General features: G+C 66.8%; 14 protein-coding genes and 1 riboswitch. Of the genes, 5 read left to right on the top strand and 9 right to left on the bottom strand.

Translation table 11 applies throughout. From position 1 onward, the window contains the following. Positions 1–2 precede the first annotated feature (2 nt). The 4 genes from cobW to AC1DW9_RS25240 form a co-directional block, all read right to left on the bottom strand. Positions 3–1,052: a cobalamin biosynthesis protein CobW gene (cobW, locus tag AC1DW9_RS25255; RefSeq protein ID WP_441507500.1), complete on the bottom strand. Its 1,050-nt coding sequence runs from the start codon at positions 1,050–1,052 to the stop codon at positions 3–5. A gap of 4 nt (positions 1,053–1,056) precedes the next feature. After that, complete coding sequence (locus AC1DW9_RS25250; RefSeq protein ID WP_441490350.1) at positions 1,057–1,446, bottom strand: DUF1636 family protein; 390 nt, start codon at positions 1,444–1,446, stop codon at positions 1,057–1,059. A gap of 49 nt (positions 1,447–1,495) precedes the next feature. Continuing rightward, positions 1,496–2,236 (bottom strand): CbtA family protein, encoded by a 741-nt coding sequence (locus tag AC1DW9_RS25245; protein ID WP_441507501.1) that lies wholly within the window; start codon positions 2,234–2,236, stop codon positions 1,496–1,498. Positions 2,237–2,248: 12 nt separating this feature from the next. After that, complete coding sequence (locus AC1DW9_RS25240) at positions 2,249–2,479, bottom strand: CbtB domain-containing protein (RefSeq protein ID WP_441507502.1); 231 nt, start codon at positions 2,477–2,479, stop codon at positions 2,249–2,251. After that, a riboswitch (cobalamin riboswitch) is annotated at positions 2,467–2,649 on the bottom strand. Its footprint overlaps the gene before it by 13 nt. Positions 2,650–2,789: 140 nt before the next feature. Between AC1DW9_RS25240 and cobU the strand changes: the two genes are divergently transcribed. After that, positions 2,790–3,314 (top strand): bifunctional adenosylcobinamide kinase/adenosylcobinamide-phosphate guanylyltransferase, encoded by a 525-nt coding sequence (gene cobU, locus AC1DW9_RS25235; RefSeq protein WP_441507503.1) that lies wholly within the window; start codon positions 2,790–2,792, stop codon positions 3,312–3,314. A 13-nt stretch (positions 3,315–3,327) separates the two neighbouring features. Next, on the top strand, positions 3,328–3,939 hold the full coding sequence (gene cobO / locus AC1DW9_RS25230) for a cob(I)yrinic acid a,c-diamide adenosyltransferase (protein ID WP_441507504.1): 612 nt from the start codon (positions 3,328–3,330) through the stop codon (positions 3,937–3,939). Between the two features lie 103 nt (positions 3,940–4,042). On the opposite strand, the gene cbiB is transcribed toward cobO, so the two are convergent. Next, entirely contained in the window at positions 4,043–5,023 is a 981-nt protein-coding gene (gene cbiB, locus AC1DW9_RS25225; RefSeq protein ID WP_476768309.1) for an adenosylcobinamide-phosphate synthase CbiB, read from the bottom strand. Between the two features lie 11 nt (positions 5,024–5,034). On the opposite strand from cbiB, the gene cobD reads away from it, so the two are divergent. After that, positions 5,035–6,051 (top strand): threonine-phosphate decarboxylase CobD, encoded by a 1,017-nt coding sequence (gene cobD, locus AC1DW9_RS25220; protein WP_441507506.1) that lies wholly within the window; start codon positions 5,035–5,037, stop codon positions 6,049–6,051. A gap of 76 nt (positions 6,052–6,127) precedes the next feature. Beyond that, positions 6,128–7,099, top strand: a complete 972-nt coding sequence (locus AC1DW9_RS25215) for a D-2-hydroxyacid dehydrogenase (protein ID WP_441507507.1) — start codon at positions 6,128–6,130, stop codon at positions 7,097–7,099. Between the two features lie 92 nt (positions 7,100–7,191). Here the strand turns inward: AC1DW9_RS25215 and AC1DW9_RS25210 are convergent, their stop codons facing one another. The 4 genes from AC1DW9_RS25210 to exbB all read right to left on the bottom strand — a co-directional run bounded on the left by AC1DW9_RS25210 (position 7,192) and on the right by exbB (position 11,464). Next, entirely contained in the window at positions 7,192–8,895 is a 1,704-nt protein-coding gene (locus AC1DW9_RS25210; protein WP_441507508.1) for an ABC transporter ATP-binding protein, read from the bottom strand. A gap of 185 nt (positions 8,896–9,080) precedes the next feature. Further along, on the bottom strand, positions 9,081–9,965 hold the full coding sequence (locus AC1DW9_RS25205) for an energy transducer TonB family protein (protein WP_441507509.1): 885 nt from the start codon (positions 9,963–9,965) through the stop codon (positions 9,081–9,083). Then, a complete protein-coding gene (gene exbD, locus AC1DW9_RS25200; RefSeq protein WP_441490341.1) occupies positions 9,962–10,417 on the bottom strand; it encodes a TonB system transport protein ExbD in 456 nt (151 codons plus the stop codon). The genes AC1DW9_RS25205 and exbD overlap by 4 nt, the downstream gene beginning before the upstream one ends. A gap of 3 nt (positions 10,418–10,420) precedes the next feature. After that, entirely contained in the window at positions 10,421–11,464 is a 1,044-nt protein-coding gene (gene exbB, locus AC1DW9_RS25195) for a tonB-system energizer ExbB (RefSeq protein ID WP_476776619.1), read from the bottom strand. A gap of 376 nt (positions 11,465–11,840) precedes the next feature. Between exbB and AC1DW9_RS25190 the strand changes: the two genes are divergently transcribed. Further along, a complete protein-coding gene (locus AC1DW9_RS25190) occupies positions 11,841–13,064 on the top strand; it encodes an MFS transporter (protein WP_441507511.1) in 1,224 nt (407 codons plus the stop codon). The last annotated feature ends 5 nt before the right edge of the window (positions 13,065–13,069 follow it).

Raw genomic sequence — 13,069 nt, 5'->3', positions numbered from 1 at the left:
GCTCAGCCCGCGAGGGCGGCCTCCACGGACTTGCGATCAAAGCCCTTCAGGCCAATCACCACGAGGCGACCATCCTTGGCTTCGCCGGCCGCCCAGGCGCGGTCGTAATGATGGCTGACCCGACGCCCGACACCCTGGACGACGAGCCGCATCGGCTTACCGGGAATCGCCGAAAAACCCTTCAGGCGCAGCACGCCCTCGGCCTCCGCGGCCCTGGCAACGCGGGCCGCCAGCTCCTCGGGCGATGTCGCCGCGGCGAGAGCGAAATCGAGGCTTTCGAAATCGTCGTGGTCGTGGTCCTCGGCGCTCTCATGGTGCGAGGGGCGTCCAGCGAGATCGGCCTCGGCAGCCGCGTTGAGGCCAATAATCAGGGCGGGCTCGACCTTGCCATGGGCCGTCTCGACGATCTTGATCGCCTTCGGCAGATGCGCGGCGATCTCGGCCTTGACGCGTTCGCGGCCGGCCGCATCGACGAGGTCGCTCTTGTTGAGCAGGATCAGGTCGGCGCAGAGGATCTGGTCCTCGAACACTTCTTCGAGCGGGTTGTCGTGCCCGACCGCGGCATCCTGCGCCGCCTGCGCAGCGAGAGCGGCGGGATCATCCGCGAACTGGCCATCCGCCACGGCCGGACCATCGACCACGGCGATGACACCATCGACCGTGACACGTGACCGAATGGCCGGCCAATTGAACGCGTTGACCAGCGGCTTCGGCAGGGCAAGCCCCGAGGTCTCGATCAGGATGTGTTCCGGCGGGTTCGGCCGGTCGAGCAGCTTTTCCAGCGCTGGCACGAAGTCGTCGGCGACGGTGCAGCAGATGCAGCCATTCGGCAGCTCGACGATGTCCTCCGCGGTGCAGCCGGAAATGCCGCAGCCGTCGATGAAGGAACCGTCGAAGCCGAGATCGCCGAACTCATTGACCAGCACGGCGATGCGCTTGCCCCCTGCATTCTCCAGCAGGTGCCGCACCAGTGTGGTCTTTCCGGCCCCGAGGAAGCCGGTGATGATCGTGCAGGGGATCTTGCCCAGCGAGCGGGCTTGGGGAGCGTTCATGATCTCATCCTTGTTGGCGCGCCGGGAGAGGCGGTACGCGCGCGACCACGCCCTTGCGGAACGAAGCGGGTCTTTCTTTCCAGGGAACGATACCGTTTGCGCTGGCTGCAAAGCTTGCAGCTGCGTCAACGATTTCGGCGATATGGGTGTCTGCGTCGAGATCGCCGATCAGATAGGTCCATTTGCCGTCGGCCGCCAAGGCGACGGTGCAGGGGCGATTGCAGACCGCGAGGCAGTCGACGGGTTCGACCGGAAGCGTCCCGCCGTCGCGCGCGATGCGTTCGCGCAGCGCCTCGGCAAAACCCAGTCCGGGCTGGTCGTAACCCTCCGGCAGGTCCGCCCGCGCGCGCCGGCAGGCGACGCAGACGAAAATGGTGACATCGCCTTCGGGCATAGGCCGGTTCCTTTGCTTCCGGCGCGATCCCGGGGGATCGCGCTCAGCGTCAGGCCTTGGCCGGGGCTGCGGCACGGCGCGTCGCCCAGGGCCAGAGCACGCCGACGGCAAAGCCGGTAGCGAGCCAGAGGGCAGCCTGGAGCGCGAGCGAGAGCGCGGCGAAATGCGCTGCGATTTCGGCCGGGACCTTGCTCTCCGGGGCGGCGGGATGTGGTGCGCCGATCAGATGCGGGACGAGCATGGCAAGCACGGCAAGTGCCCGCAGCCAGCTCGCCTCCGTCCGCAGGAAGACCCAGAGGCCGCCGGCGGTGACGAGCGCGGTGGCGATCCACCAGGTCTGGCGGTGGAGCAGTTCGGCTGACGCGCTGCCGGGCAATTCCGGTGCGAGCCCGGTCGCCGGCACGAGGCCGAAGGCCAGGAAGCCGCAAGCCGCCCAGATCAGTGCGGTCCGTTCAGTGATGGCATCGCCCGCTGCGATCATGCCGCCGAGCAGCAGGGCGGCAAAGCCGATCGCGGTCGCAATGGTGACGATGGTGGTGAAGGCCGTGCGCTGCAAGCCGTCCTGTGGCTTCCACTCGGCGTGGTCGGCTGCGTCGGCGCCGCCATGGGCAAGGACGATCCTGGCATCGCCGGTGAAGCTGGCGTGCTGAAGCTCGGCTGCGCGCAACGCCGTCTCAAAGGTTTCCGCCTTGAGGATCAGCGGCGTGGTGGTGACATGCTGGAGTGCTGCGACCAGGAGCCCAGCAAGAAGCCCGGCCAGAAGACTGACCGTGAGAACACGATTGACCATGTTGCCTTTCCCTCAGTGGCAGGGAAAGGCGAGGGTGTGGCGCGTGTCGTGGGCTGCGTTGTGAACGCTGGTCGAATGGGCGAAGCCGACGGTGAAGATCAGGGCTGCGCCGAGTGCCAGGGCAGCTGCGACAGCCTTGACGCGCTCGGATGCGCTGGCCTGGGTGGTGATCGAAGCCGTATTCGTCGTCATCTCGGTCTCCTTGGCCACCCCGCCGGCAGCCCGCTGGATTGCATCACTCATCGACGGCAGGTCTCCTGGCTCGCGGGTCCGGATCTCTCGCCGCCTTCCCGGGACAATCCCAGTGGCCGATGGCGCGAAACTCGCCGCTTACAGTTGCGGGGGCAGCCGCGGTATCGCACCGCGTTCCCTTTTCACCTCCTTGCAGAGGCACCGTCGGGGATGATCATTAGCCATCTGCACGGTGCTGTGCAATGCAGCGATCGTGATTGCGAGCGCAGTGAAGCGATGTGATCTCTGATGGCCTGTCCCGGCTTGTTTCGCTTCGCTCGCCAGGTCCGTTCCTTAGGCTGATCTTCCCTGGGTTGAGATTTTGGCAGTGGCAGCGATCCTTTCCCCTCTTACCCTCGTTCTGGGCGGCGCCCGCTCCGGCAAGAGCCGCCATGCCGAGGCCCTGATCGAGATGGTGCCGGCGCCCTGGATCTATCTCGCCACGGCGCAGGCCTATGACGATGAGATGCGCGCCCGGATTGCCGAGCACCGCGCCCGCCGGTCGCAGGATTGGATGACCATCGATGCGCCGCTGGCCCTGGCGCAGGCGATCCGCGCGGTTCCCGCGGGGCAACCTGCCCTGGTGGACTGCCTGACGCTCTGGCTGACCAACGTGATACTGGCAGAGCAGGATGTGGCGGCTGCAAGCCGGGAACTGGTCGAGGCCTGCGTTTCGGCACGTGGCCCGGTGGTCCTGGTTTCCAACGAGGTCGGGCTCGGTATCGTGCCCGAGAATGCGCTCGCCCGACGGTTCCGCGACGAGGCGGGGCGGTTGCACCAGATGCTTGCGGCGCGGGCCGACCGGGTGATCTTCATGGTCGCCGGTCTGCCGATGCAGGTGAAATGAGCAGGAGGTTCCGATGACGATCGATGCTGACGAGGCCGCCCGCCACAAGGCCAAGATGGAAAAGCGCAAGGCGGTGCAGGATGCCGAGGTCGCCGCCAAGACGATCGAAAAGGGACTCCTGATCGTCAATACGGGGCCAGGCAAGGGCAAGTCGACCGCCGCCTTCGGATTGATCCTGCGGGCTCTCGGCCATGACTGGCGCGTCGGGGTGGTGCAGTTCATCAAGGGCGCCTGGGCGACAGGTGAACGCAAGGCGCTCGACGCCTTCGGCGATCGCATCGTCTGGCACACGATGGGCGAAGGCTTCACCTGGGAAACGCAGGACAAGGCCCGCGACATCGCTGCCGCCGGGCGCGCCTTCGCCAAGGCCAAGGCGTTGATGGACGATCCGGAGATACGCCTGCTCGTGCTCGACGAACTCAATATCGCGCTGCGCTACGACTATCTGCCGCTGGCGGAGGTGGTCGAGACATTGGCGAGCCGGCGCCCTGATCTGCACATCGTCGTCACCGGCCGCAATGCCAAGCCCGAGTTGATCGCCGTCGCAGACCTCGTCACCGAGATGACGGTGGTCAAGCATCACTTCGCGGCGGGCGTGAAGGCACAGGCCGGGATCGAGTTCTGAGGCCAGGGCATCGACCCGAAACGTGGATCGCAGCTTTCGGGAAAGTCGAAGCAAACACAGAAGGTGAGATCGTCGTTCCCGATGCGATGCCCGGTCCGATGAACTAGAGGGCGAGCGCGGTGACGGCCCCCGCAACGGCGAGCCCCCACAGCAGCAGACACGCCCTCCGATAGAGAGCGAGCGCCCGCCGGATATCCGCCGCTTCCGCTTCGGCCCGGCCGTCCCCCATCCACCCGTCGTCGACCCTGACATCGCCATAGACGCGCGGGCCCGCCAGCCGGAGGCCGAGCGCACCTGCCATCGCGGCTTCCGGCCAACCGGCATTGGGCGAACGATGATGGCGGGCATCGCGTCGGACAGCTCGCCACGCATTGGCGGGGTCTGACGTTTTGTCGAGTGCGGCGGCTGCGGTCAGCAGCAGCGCGGTGAGGCGAGAGGCGGGAAGGTTGACGAGGTCGTCGAGACGCGCCGCCGCCCAGCCGAAGGCGAGGTGGCGCGGTGTCTTGTGGCCGATCATCGAATCGGCGGTATTGATCGCCTTGTAGAGCGCGCCGCCCGGCAGGCCGCCGACGCCGAGCCAGAAAGCCGGAGCGACGATCCCGTCCGAGAAATTCTCGGCAAGGCTTTCGATTGCGGCGCGGGAAACTCCGGCTTCGTCGAGGGTTTCGGGGTTGCGGCCGACAATCATCGAAACGGCGATGCGTCCGCCTTTGAGCCCGTCCCGCTCCAGTCCTTCGGCGACCCGTGCGACATGCTCGTGCAGGCTGCGCTGTGCGATGAGGCTGGAGGCGACGAGCGCGAGGGGCAGCCAGCCCAGCGGGCCGAGGCCGCGGCAGAGCAGGGTCAGCCCCCATGAGATGGCGAATGTGGCGGCAAGCAGCAGCGCGAGGGCGAGGCCGCCGGCCGCCTTGCGCACGATGAAGGAGGCGCGCTCGCGATTGAGCATCCGGTCGAGCCGGGAGATCAGCGCACCGATCCAGGTGACGGGATGGCCGATCAGCGCATACAAGCCCTGGGGGTAGCCGAATCCCGCCTCGATGATCAGGGCGGCGGCGAGGAGCGGTAGGGAATCGGACAGGCTCATGCGGGGCGGGAATGGCTGAGGCGGCAGGCAAGGTCTGGCATGGCGGCGATCTGGCACAGGCGAAGGCGCTGTTCCCGGAGGCGCCCGAGCCATGGATCGATCTTTCGACCGGGATCAATCCCATCCCCTATCCGGTTCCTGCGCTGCCGTTAAGCCTCTGGCAGCGCCTGCCGGGAGTGCGGGACGAGGCGGCATTGCTCGCTGCGGCACGCGAGACGTACCGGGTGCCCGAGACGGCCGGCATCGTCGCGGCGCCCGGCACTCAGATCCTGATCGAACTGCTGCCGTGTCTTGCGAACACCGGGCCAGTCGTCGTGATCGGCCCGACCTATGCCGAACATGCGGTGGCCTGGCGCAAGGCGGGGATGGACGTGCGGGAGAGCGCAACGCCCGCGGAGGCGGGCGATGCGGGCGTGGTCGTGCTGGTCAACCCGAACAATCCCGATGGGCGGGTGATTGAGCGCGCGCAACTCACGGCGGTTGCGCGTGACCTGGCCGGACGAGGCGGGTTGCTCGTCATCGACGAGGCCTTCATCGATTTCATGCCCGAGGCGAGCCTGATCCCCGAGCTGCCACCGGCGACGCTGATCCTGCGCTCCTTTGGCAAGACTTACGGGCTTGCCGGCTTGCGTCTGGGTTTCGCGATCGGCGAGGCGCGCCTGACGGAGGCCTTGCGTGCCGCGCTCGGTCCCTGGGCCGTCGCGGGGCCGGCGCTTCATATCGGGGCGCAGGCGCTCAGTGACACGGACTGGCTCGCGGCGGCCGCCGGTGCCCGGGCCAGCGATGCCGCCCGCCTCGATGCCTTGCTGGCGTCGCGAGGCGTGATCGTTGGCGGCACCTCCCTGTTCAGGCTGTTGGCGACGCCGGACGCACCGGCACTCTTCGCCCATCTCGGCCGCGACGGCATCTATGTCCGCCGCTTTCAGAACAATGCGAGCTGGCTACGGCTTGGCTTGCCCGGCGACGAGCCGTCCTGGCAGAGGCTCGCCGCTGCTCTGGCATCCTTTCTGCCTCCTGATGCCGCCTAGGGGGCGCATGCATGGAAGGGCGGGACGGAGCCGTTTCGCATGATTAAGCTGGGTTTTGTCATCACGGGGGAATGCAATGAAGCCTTGGCCGCAGGAAAGAGAACTCACGATCGGCTTCGCGCATGCCGCCTACCAGTTGGGAGCGGAGTTCTCCGCGCGGGCGCGCGCCGCGAGGAGCTTTGAGGTTCGCAGCCTCGATGAACTCAAGGCGCGCGCGCCCGAAGCCGATGTCCTCGTCGTCTCCGGACTCTGGCGCAACGAGCTGATCGCCGCCTGCCCGCGCCTGCGCTTCGTCCAGTCGATCAGCGCCGGCACGGATCAGTTCGACAAGGCCGCCTTCGCCGCGGCCGGCATTCGCCTCACCAGTGCGCAGGGGGGCAATGAGCGCGCCGTTGCCGAACACGCGATGGCGCTCATCCTGGGCCTTACCCGTCAGATCCACCTCGCTCGCGACAACCAGATGGCAAAGCATTGGCGGCCGATGATCGGTGATCGCGCCCGACGCGAGGACGAGCTCGGCGGCAAGACGCTTGTCATCGTCGGCCTTGGACGGATCGGCCTGCGTTTGGCGAGGTTGGCTGCGGCTTTCGGTCTGCGCATCATTGGTGTGCGCCGCAGCGAGCGGCCCGTATCAGGCATCGATGCGATTGTGGCGACGGACAAGCTGGGCACGGTTCTGGCTGAGGCCGATATCGTGGCGTTGACCTGCCCGCTGACGCCCGAGACCGAAGGACTGATCGGCAGCGAGGCGCTGGCCGCCATGCGTCCGGGCTCTCTCCTGATCAATGTTGCGCGTGGCCGTGTCGTCGACGAGGCGGCGCTGCTGGCGGCGCTGGGTTCGGGGCGCCTGGCTGGCGCCGGACTCGACTGCTTCCATGACGAGCCGCTCCCACCGGCCTCGCCCTTCTGGGGGCAGCCGAACGTCATCGTCACCCCGCACAGCGCCGGCGAGACGCGCGCCTATGAGACGAACGTCGTCGACATCCTCCTCGACAATCTCGACCGGCTGGCGCGTGGCGACGCGGAGTTGCACAACCAGATCGTTTAGATCATGGAACCGGAACGAAGTCCGGTCCCATGATCTGACTGTGATCGCATCGGTCTTCCCGGTTTCGGGCCGATACCTGACCGGGCGGTCGCTTACGCCTCGTGCAGCCGGCGGTAGATGCCGTCGGCCTTGACCAGGTCGGCATGGCTGCCCTGCTCGGCGATCCCGGTCGAATCCACCACCACGATCCGGTCGGCATCGCGGATGGTCGCGAGACGATGCGCGATCATCAGCGTGGTGCGGCCCTGCGACAGATCCGCAAGCGATTGCTGAATGGCGCGCTCGGTTTGCGTGTCCAGCGCCGAGGTCGCCTCGTCCAGGATCAGGATCGGCGGATTCCTCAGGAAGATGCGAGCGATGGCGAGGCGCTGCTTCTGCCCGCCCGAAAGCTTGACCCCGCGTTCGCCGATGATGGTGTCGAGCCCGTCGGGCATCGCCGCGATGACCTCGTCGAGCCGCGCGCGCCGCGCGGCCTCGACGATCTCGGCCTCGCTCGCCTCGAGCCGGCCATAGGCGATGTTCTCGCGCATCGTGCCGGCGAAGAGGAAGACATCCTGCTGCACGATGCCGATCTGCCCGCGCAGCGAGGCCAGCGTCATGTCGCGGATATCGATGCCGTCGATGGTGATGCTTCCGCCGCTGACTTCGTAGAAGCGCGGCAGCAGGGAGCAGATCGTCGTCTTGCCGGCCCCGGACGGGCCGACGAACGCGATCGTTTCGCCCGGCTTGATATGCAGGTCGATGCCGCTGAGCACGGGGCGGCCGGTCTGATATGCGAACGAAACGCCCGCATAGCGGATTTCGCCCGAGAGTCTCGGCGCAGTCACCGCATTCGGTCGGTCGGCGATATCAGGCTCGGTGTCGAGGAACTCGGTATAGCGCCGGAAGCCGGCAATGCCCTTCGGATAGGTCTCGATCACCGAATTGATCTTCTCGATCGGTCGGAAGAACACGGCGATGAGCAGCAGGAATCCGACGAAACCGCCCTGGCTCAGGCTGCCGGTGATGACGAGATAGCTGCCGGCGACCATCACCACCATCTGGGTCAGCCGCATGCTGAGATAGCTCAGCGAGATGGTAGCCGCCATGATGCGGTAGGCATCGAGCTTGGTCTGGCGGTAGTTCTGGTTGTCACGGGCGAAGAGCCGCCGCTCGTGCTCCTCGTTGGCGAAGGCCTGGACGACGCGGATGCCGCCGACATTCTCCTCGATTCGCGCGTTGAAGCTGCCGACCCGCCCGAAGAGCTGCTGCCAGTTATGCGTCATGCGCCCGCCATAGCGGCCGGTCAGCCAGCCGGTCAGCGGCACGATCGCGGCAGTGACGAGCGCAAGCTCGGGGCTGACCATGAACATCAGCACGAAGGCGCCGAACAGGGTCATCATCGCGATGAACAGGTCTTCGGGCCCGTGATGCGCGACCTCTCCGATCTCCTCGAGGTCCTTGGTGAGGCGGGCCACGAGATGGCCGGTCTTCTGGTTGTCGAAAAAGCTGAAGGAGAGCTTCTGCAGATGGTCGAACGCCTTCCGCCGCATCTCGGTCTCGATATTGATGCCGAGCATGTGGCCCCAATAGGTCACGATCGCCATCAGCCCGCTATTGAGCAGGTAGATCACCAGCAGTGCGGCGGCGCAGGCGAGGATCAATCCCCAGTTCTGGCCGGGCAGCAGCCAGTCGATGAAGAACTTCACCGCGATCGGGAAGGCGAGCTCCAGCAGGCCCGACAGCACTGCGCAGGAAAAATCCAGCAGGAAGAGGCCGCGATGCGGTGCGTAATAGGCGAAGAAACGGCGAAGCATGATGACGATGTCTTTTCAAATCCGGATCGCGCACGATTATCCGCGGGTCCAGAGGCCGGAACGGGGCCGGCCCCTTCTATAGGCTCTGGCGTGCCGGAGCGGAATGCCGGCGATGCATGGCCGGGCACTGATCACTCATCGCCAAGCCGGGGCCCGGAGCTCCGCCGCACTCCAGATGGGCCACGTCAGCGATTGTAACGCACCGGCACCGCGAGCGAGATCGTGCCGCCCCCGCCGACGCCGGCAGGAGGCGCCGGGACGGGGCTTGCCCTGCGGATCATGCTGACGGCCTCCTCATCGAGCGTGGCATCGCCGGAGCTACCGGCGAGTCGCGCGGACAGGACACGCCCGCCCCGATCGATCGAGAAGGCAATCTGCACCGTGCCGGGACGCGCGCCGCCCGGGAAGCGCTTGTAGCGATTGAGATGGGCGATCAGCATGCCGCGCCATGACGCCGTCGAGGCGGAGGGCGATGCAGCGGAACCGGTTGGCGCGGAGGAAGGAGCAGCGGCGGGCGCGGCCGAGGCGGGGGGCGCGGCGGCTTCCTTGGCCCGTGGCTTCTCGCGCTCGACCGGCTTGCGGCGCTCCACGATGCGTGGCTTGGGCGGCGTCGGCTTGCGTTCGACGACCTTCGGCTTCTCGGGGGCAGGCGGAGGCGGGGGAGCGAGCACGGCTGCAGCATCGGGCAGCTGCGGCAGTTCGGGCAGCTTGATCTCAGGCTCGGGCAGATGGACCGGCTCGGGTATCACCTCGGGTTCCGGAGGCGGCTCTGGCTCCTTGACCGGCTCGGGAACAGGCTCCGGGGTTGGTGGGGGCGGCTCGGCCTCGGTCGCCTGGGGGGCAAGGGGCAGGTCGGCAGCGGGGGCCTCGGGCGCAACGGAAACCGCCGCAAGCTCGATCATCACGGCAGGCTCGGGCGCGCCGGCCGCAGCCTCTCCCGGCCGCCAGCTCAAGGCCAGCCAGGCAATACCGCCATGCGCCGCCACCACGACGAGCCCAGCCGAACTCCAGCGCAATAGCGCCGGCCAGAGGCGTCGTGATGCGCTGCCATCGAGAGACCCGGTCTTCATGGCTTCACACCCGCGACCGGCGCGGCCGCCTGGCCCGTATCCTCGAGCCCGACCAGCGCGATCTTCAGATAGCCGGCATTGCGCAGGAGGTTCATCACATCCATCAGCTCGCGATAGGCGACAGTCCCGTCGGCGCGCAGGAAGACTCTCTGCTCACGGTCGCTGCTGGTTTGCCGGTCGAGGACACTCTGCAGCGCTTCGCGCGGGACGGGGTCGTTGCCGAGCGCGAGCGAGAGATCGCCCTTCACGGTAAGGAAGACGGGCTTCTCGGGCCGCGGCTGCGGCTGCGCGTTGGAGACGGGCAGATCGACGGCGACATCGACGGTGGAGAGCGGGGCTGCGACCATGAAGATGATCAGCAGCACGAGAATCACGTCGATGAAGGGTGTGACGTTGATCTCGGAGACCTCAGCCAGATCGCCGTCCTGCGGATCCTTGAGCGAAACGGCCATCGTTCACTCCGCCGACATCAGCGGCGGCACCGCATGCAGCGAGCGGCCGGGACGCTGCGCCGCACGCCGCGCACGCTCAAGGTCGCGCGAGAGGTGGCGCAGGACGTCGCCCGAGGCGTCCGACAGCACGGCGCGGTAGCCTGCGATCGAGCGCGAGAAGACATTGTAGATGATGACTGCGGGGATCGCCGCGACGAGGCCGATCGCAGTCGCCAGCAGGGCTTCGGCGATGCCGGGCGCGACCACGGCGAGATTGGTGGTCTTCGACTGCGAGATGCCGATGAAGGAGTTCATGATGCCCCAGACAGTGCCGAACAGGCCGACAAAGGGGGCGGTCGAACCAATCGTCGCGAGCAGGCCGGTGCCCTTCGCCATATCCCGGCCGGCACGCGCCTCGCGCCGTGACAACGCGATCGCAACGCGCTCCTTGATGCCGTCATCCGAGAGATCAGCCGAACGGCGGACTTCATCGCGAGCGGCCTGAACCAGCTCGGCGACGACGCTGCGTCGTGCATGGCCGGCAGAGATCCTCTCGGCGGCGATCTCGAGGCTGTCCGCCTCGTCCAGCCGGCGTGCGGCCAGCCGCGCCCTGGTCTTGGCAGCCATCAGCTCCAGGCTCTTGGCGAGCCAGATCGTCCAGGTCACCAGCGATGCGAAGGCAAGCCCGAGCATCACCGCCTTAACGACGATGTCCGCCGCCATGAACATGCCCCAGGGCGAAAGGTCATGAGGAAGCGCAGCAGCGGCGACCGGGGCGGGAGCTTGCGGTGCCGGCAGTTGCTGGGAAACAGCCGTCTGTTCATGGGCGCCGCTCGGGCTTGCGGCCATGTTCGGCGCCGGCGTCGCAGGCGCGGTCGTCGCGGCTGGGGGGGGCGCCGGCTGCTGGGTGGTCGGCGCGCTTGCTGGCGCCTGCGCGAAGCTTGTTCCGATTGCGGGGCCAATTGTGAGGGACAGTGCCAACAGCAGGCTGCCCGCTGCGCTGCGTTTTGCCCGACCAGCGAGGGTGGTCGTGGCTGTACTGCGGCGGGGCTCGTCCTGGGCACTCATACCGGTTGGCTCTCTGCTGTCAGAATGGTGGGCGGTTCATTTCAAGAGGGTAGGCAATAGTTGTACTATTAATTTAGAAAAAATCTAATCTATGAATACTTCTATGGGCGCGTTACTGGCCACTAACAACGCGAATGTCAAAGATAAAGATTGTGGTTGTGCCGAGTTGTAACGATTGTTTGGGCGGTTCGCGGTCAGGGGCGCCGCAGCCCGGCGTAACACTTTATCGCGTCGCCGCTGCCGACCGGTCGTTCGTTCGCCCATGCCGATGATGTCTGCTCAGGTATTCGCAGGATGGCGTTGTCTCCGGCCGCGAGTCGAAGAATGGTCATCCGGTCGCACCCCGTGATGCCGTCTGCCGGATGACCTGATCTCGATGCCGAGCCTGCCTTCGCCCTTGCCGGTGCCCTCGACGGGGCGCGGACTCGGCCTCATCCTCACCCTCGGCGTGACACAGGTCGCCGGCTATGGCTGCCTCTACTATACCTTCGCGGTGCTGGCCCGGAATATGACCGCAAGCTTCGGATGGGCTCCTGAATGGACCTATGCCGGGTTCGCCGCGAGCCTTCTTGCCGGCGGTGTCGTTGCTCCCGCCGTCGGCCGGCAGGTGGACCGTCGAGGAGCACGGCTGGTGATGACGATCGGTTCGGCCCTTGCCGGGTTGGCACTGCTGGCGCTCGCCGAGGCACGCGGCGGCCCGAGCTATTTCGCGGCGATGATTGCCCTTGGCATGATTTCGACCATGGTCTTCTACGACGCCGCCTTTGCGGCACTGACGCAGTCGCGCGGTGCCGGTGCRCGGCGCTCGATCAGCCAGCTCACTCTGATCGGTGGCTTTGCCTTGACGATCTTCTGGCCCCTGACGACGGCGCTGCTCGCGCAGTTCGACTGGCGCGAGATCTACCGGTTCTACGGCCTGCTACAGCTGGGGCTCTGCGTGCCCTTGCATCTCCTTGGGCTGCCAGGGCGTGTCAAACGGGCCGCAGAGCGCGGGCATGCCGCGAGCGTTCCGGCGTTGCTCCATGCCGATTATCTCGAAGGCGAGGCGCGCCGGCTCGCCTTTGTACTGCTCGCTCTCGCCTTCTCGCTGCAGGGCTTCGTCGTTTCAGCCATGTCGGTGCATCTGCTGAGCATATTGCAGGGGCTAGGCCTGAGCGCTGCAGTCGCGGTCGGCATCGGTGCCATGGTCGGCCCTGCCCAGGTCGCCGGGCGGCTGGCGGAGATGCTGTTCGGCGCTTCTCTCTCGCCGATGACCACGGCATGGGTTTCGGCGGCGATGATGCCGCTCGGTTTCGTCCTGCTGATGACGGGCCAGACGACCGCAGTGCTCGCCGGTCTCTTTGCGATCGCCTACGGGATCAGCGTCGGACTGAGTTCGATCGTGCGTGGAACCGTGCCGCTCCAGCTTTTCGGCCCGGCGGGATACGGCGCGATGCTTGGCAAGCTCTCGGCGCCGGGGCTGGTGGTCAAGGCGGCGGCGCCGCTTGTCTGTGCGGTCTTGATCGAGCGGGCTGGCCTGATGCCAACGGCGGGGCTCATGGTGTTGCTGTCCTTGCTTGCCACCGGGGCCTTGTTCGTGCTCGCGCGCAAGGTCTCCTGACCTGA

This window comes from Allobosea sp. P4_E12, from assembly GCF_056401655.1.
Note: the sequence above shows the minus strand (reverse complement) of the source record. Positions and strands in the feature narration are given on the sequence as shown.

Excerpts from the sequence above, each read along its gene's own strand:
- cobW (WP_441507500.1), bottom strand. The coding sequence starts at position 1,052 with ATGAACGCTCCCCAAGCCCGCTCGCTGGGCAAGATCCCCTGCACGATC.
- AC1DW9_RS25250 (WP_441490350.1), bottom strand. The coding sequence starts at position 1,446 with ATGCCCGAAGGCGATGTCACCATTTTCGTCTGCGTCGCCTGCCGGCGC.
- AC1DW9_RS25245 (WP_441507501.1), bottom strand. The coding sequence starts at position 2,236 with ATGGTCAATCGTGTTCTCACGGTCAGTCTTCTGGCCGGGCTTCTTGCT.
- AC1DW9_RS25240 (WP_441507502.1), bottom strand. The coding sequence starts at position 2,479 with ATGAGTGATGCAATCCAGCGGGCTGCCGGCGGGGTGGCCAAGGAGACC.
- cobO (WP_441507504.1), top strand. The coding sequence starts at position 3,328 with ATGACGATCGATGCTGACGAGGCCGCCCGCCACAAGGCCAAGATGGAA.
- cbiB (WP_476768309.1), bottom strand. The coding sequence starts at position 5,023 with ATGAGCCTGTCCGATTCCCTACCGCTCCTCGCCGCCGCCCTGATCATC.
- cobD (WP_441507506.1), top strand. The coding sequence starts at position 5,035 with ATGGCTGAGGCGGCAGGCAAGGTCTGGCATGGCGGCGATCTGGCACAG.
- AC1DW9_RS25215 (WP_441507507.1), top strand. The coding sequence starts at position 6,128 with ATGAAGCCTTGGCCGCAGGAAAGAGAACTCACGATCGGCTTCGCGCAT.
- AC1DW9_RS25210 (WP_441507508.1), bottom strand. The coding sequence starts at position 8,895 with ATGCTTCGCCGTTTCTTCGCCTATTACGCACCGCATCGCGGCCTCTTC.
- AC1DW9_RS25205 (WP_441507509.1), bottom strand. The coding sequence starts at position 9,965 with ATGAAGACCGGGTCTCTCGATGGCAGCGCATCACGACGCCTCTGGCCG.
- exbD (WP_441490341.1), bottom strand. The coding sequence starts at position 10,417 with ATGGCCGTTTCGCTCAAGGATCCGCAGGACGGCGATCTGGCTGAGGTC.
- exbB (WP_476776619.1), bottom strand. The coding sequence starts at position 11,464 with ATGAGTGCCCAGGACGAGCCCCGCCGCAGTACAGCCACGACCACCCTC.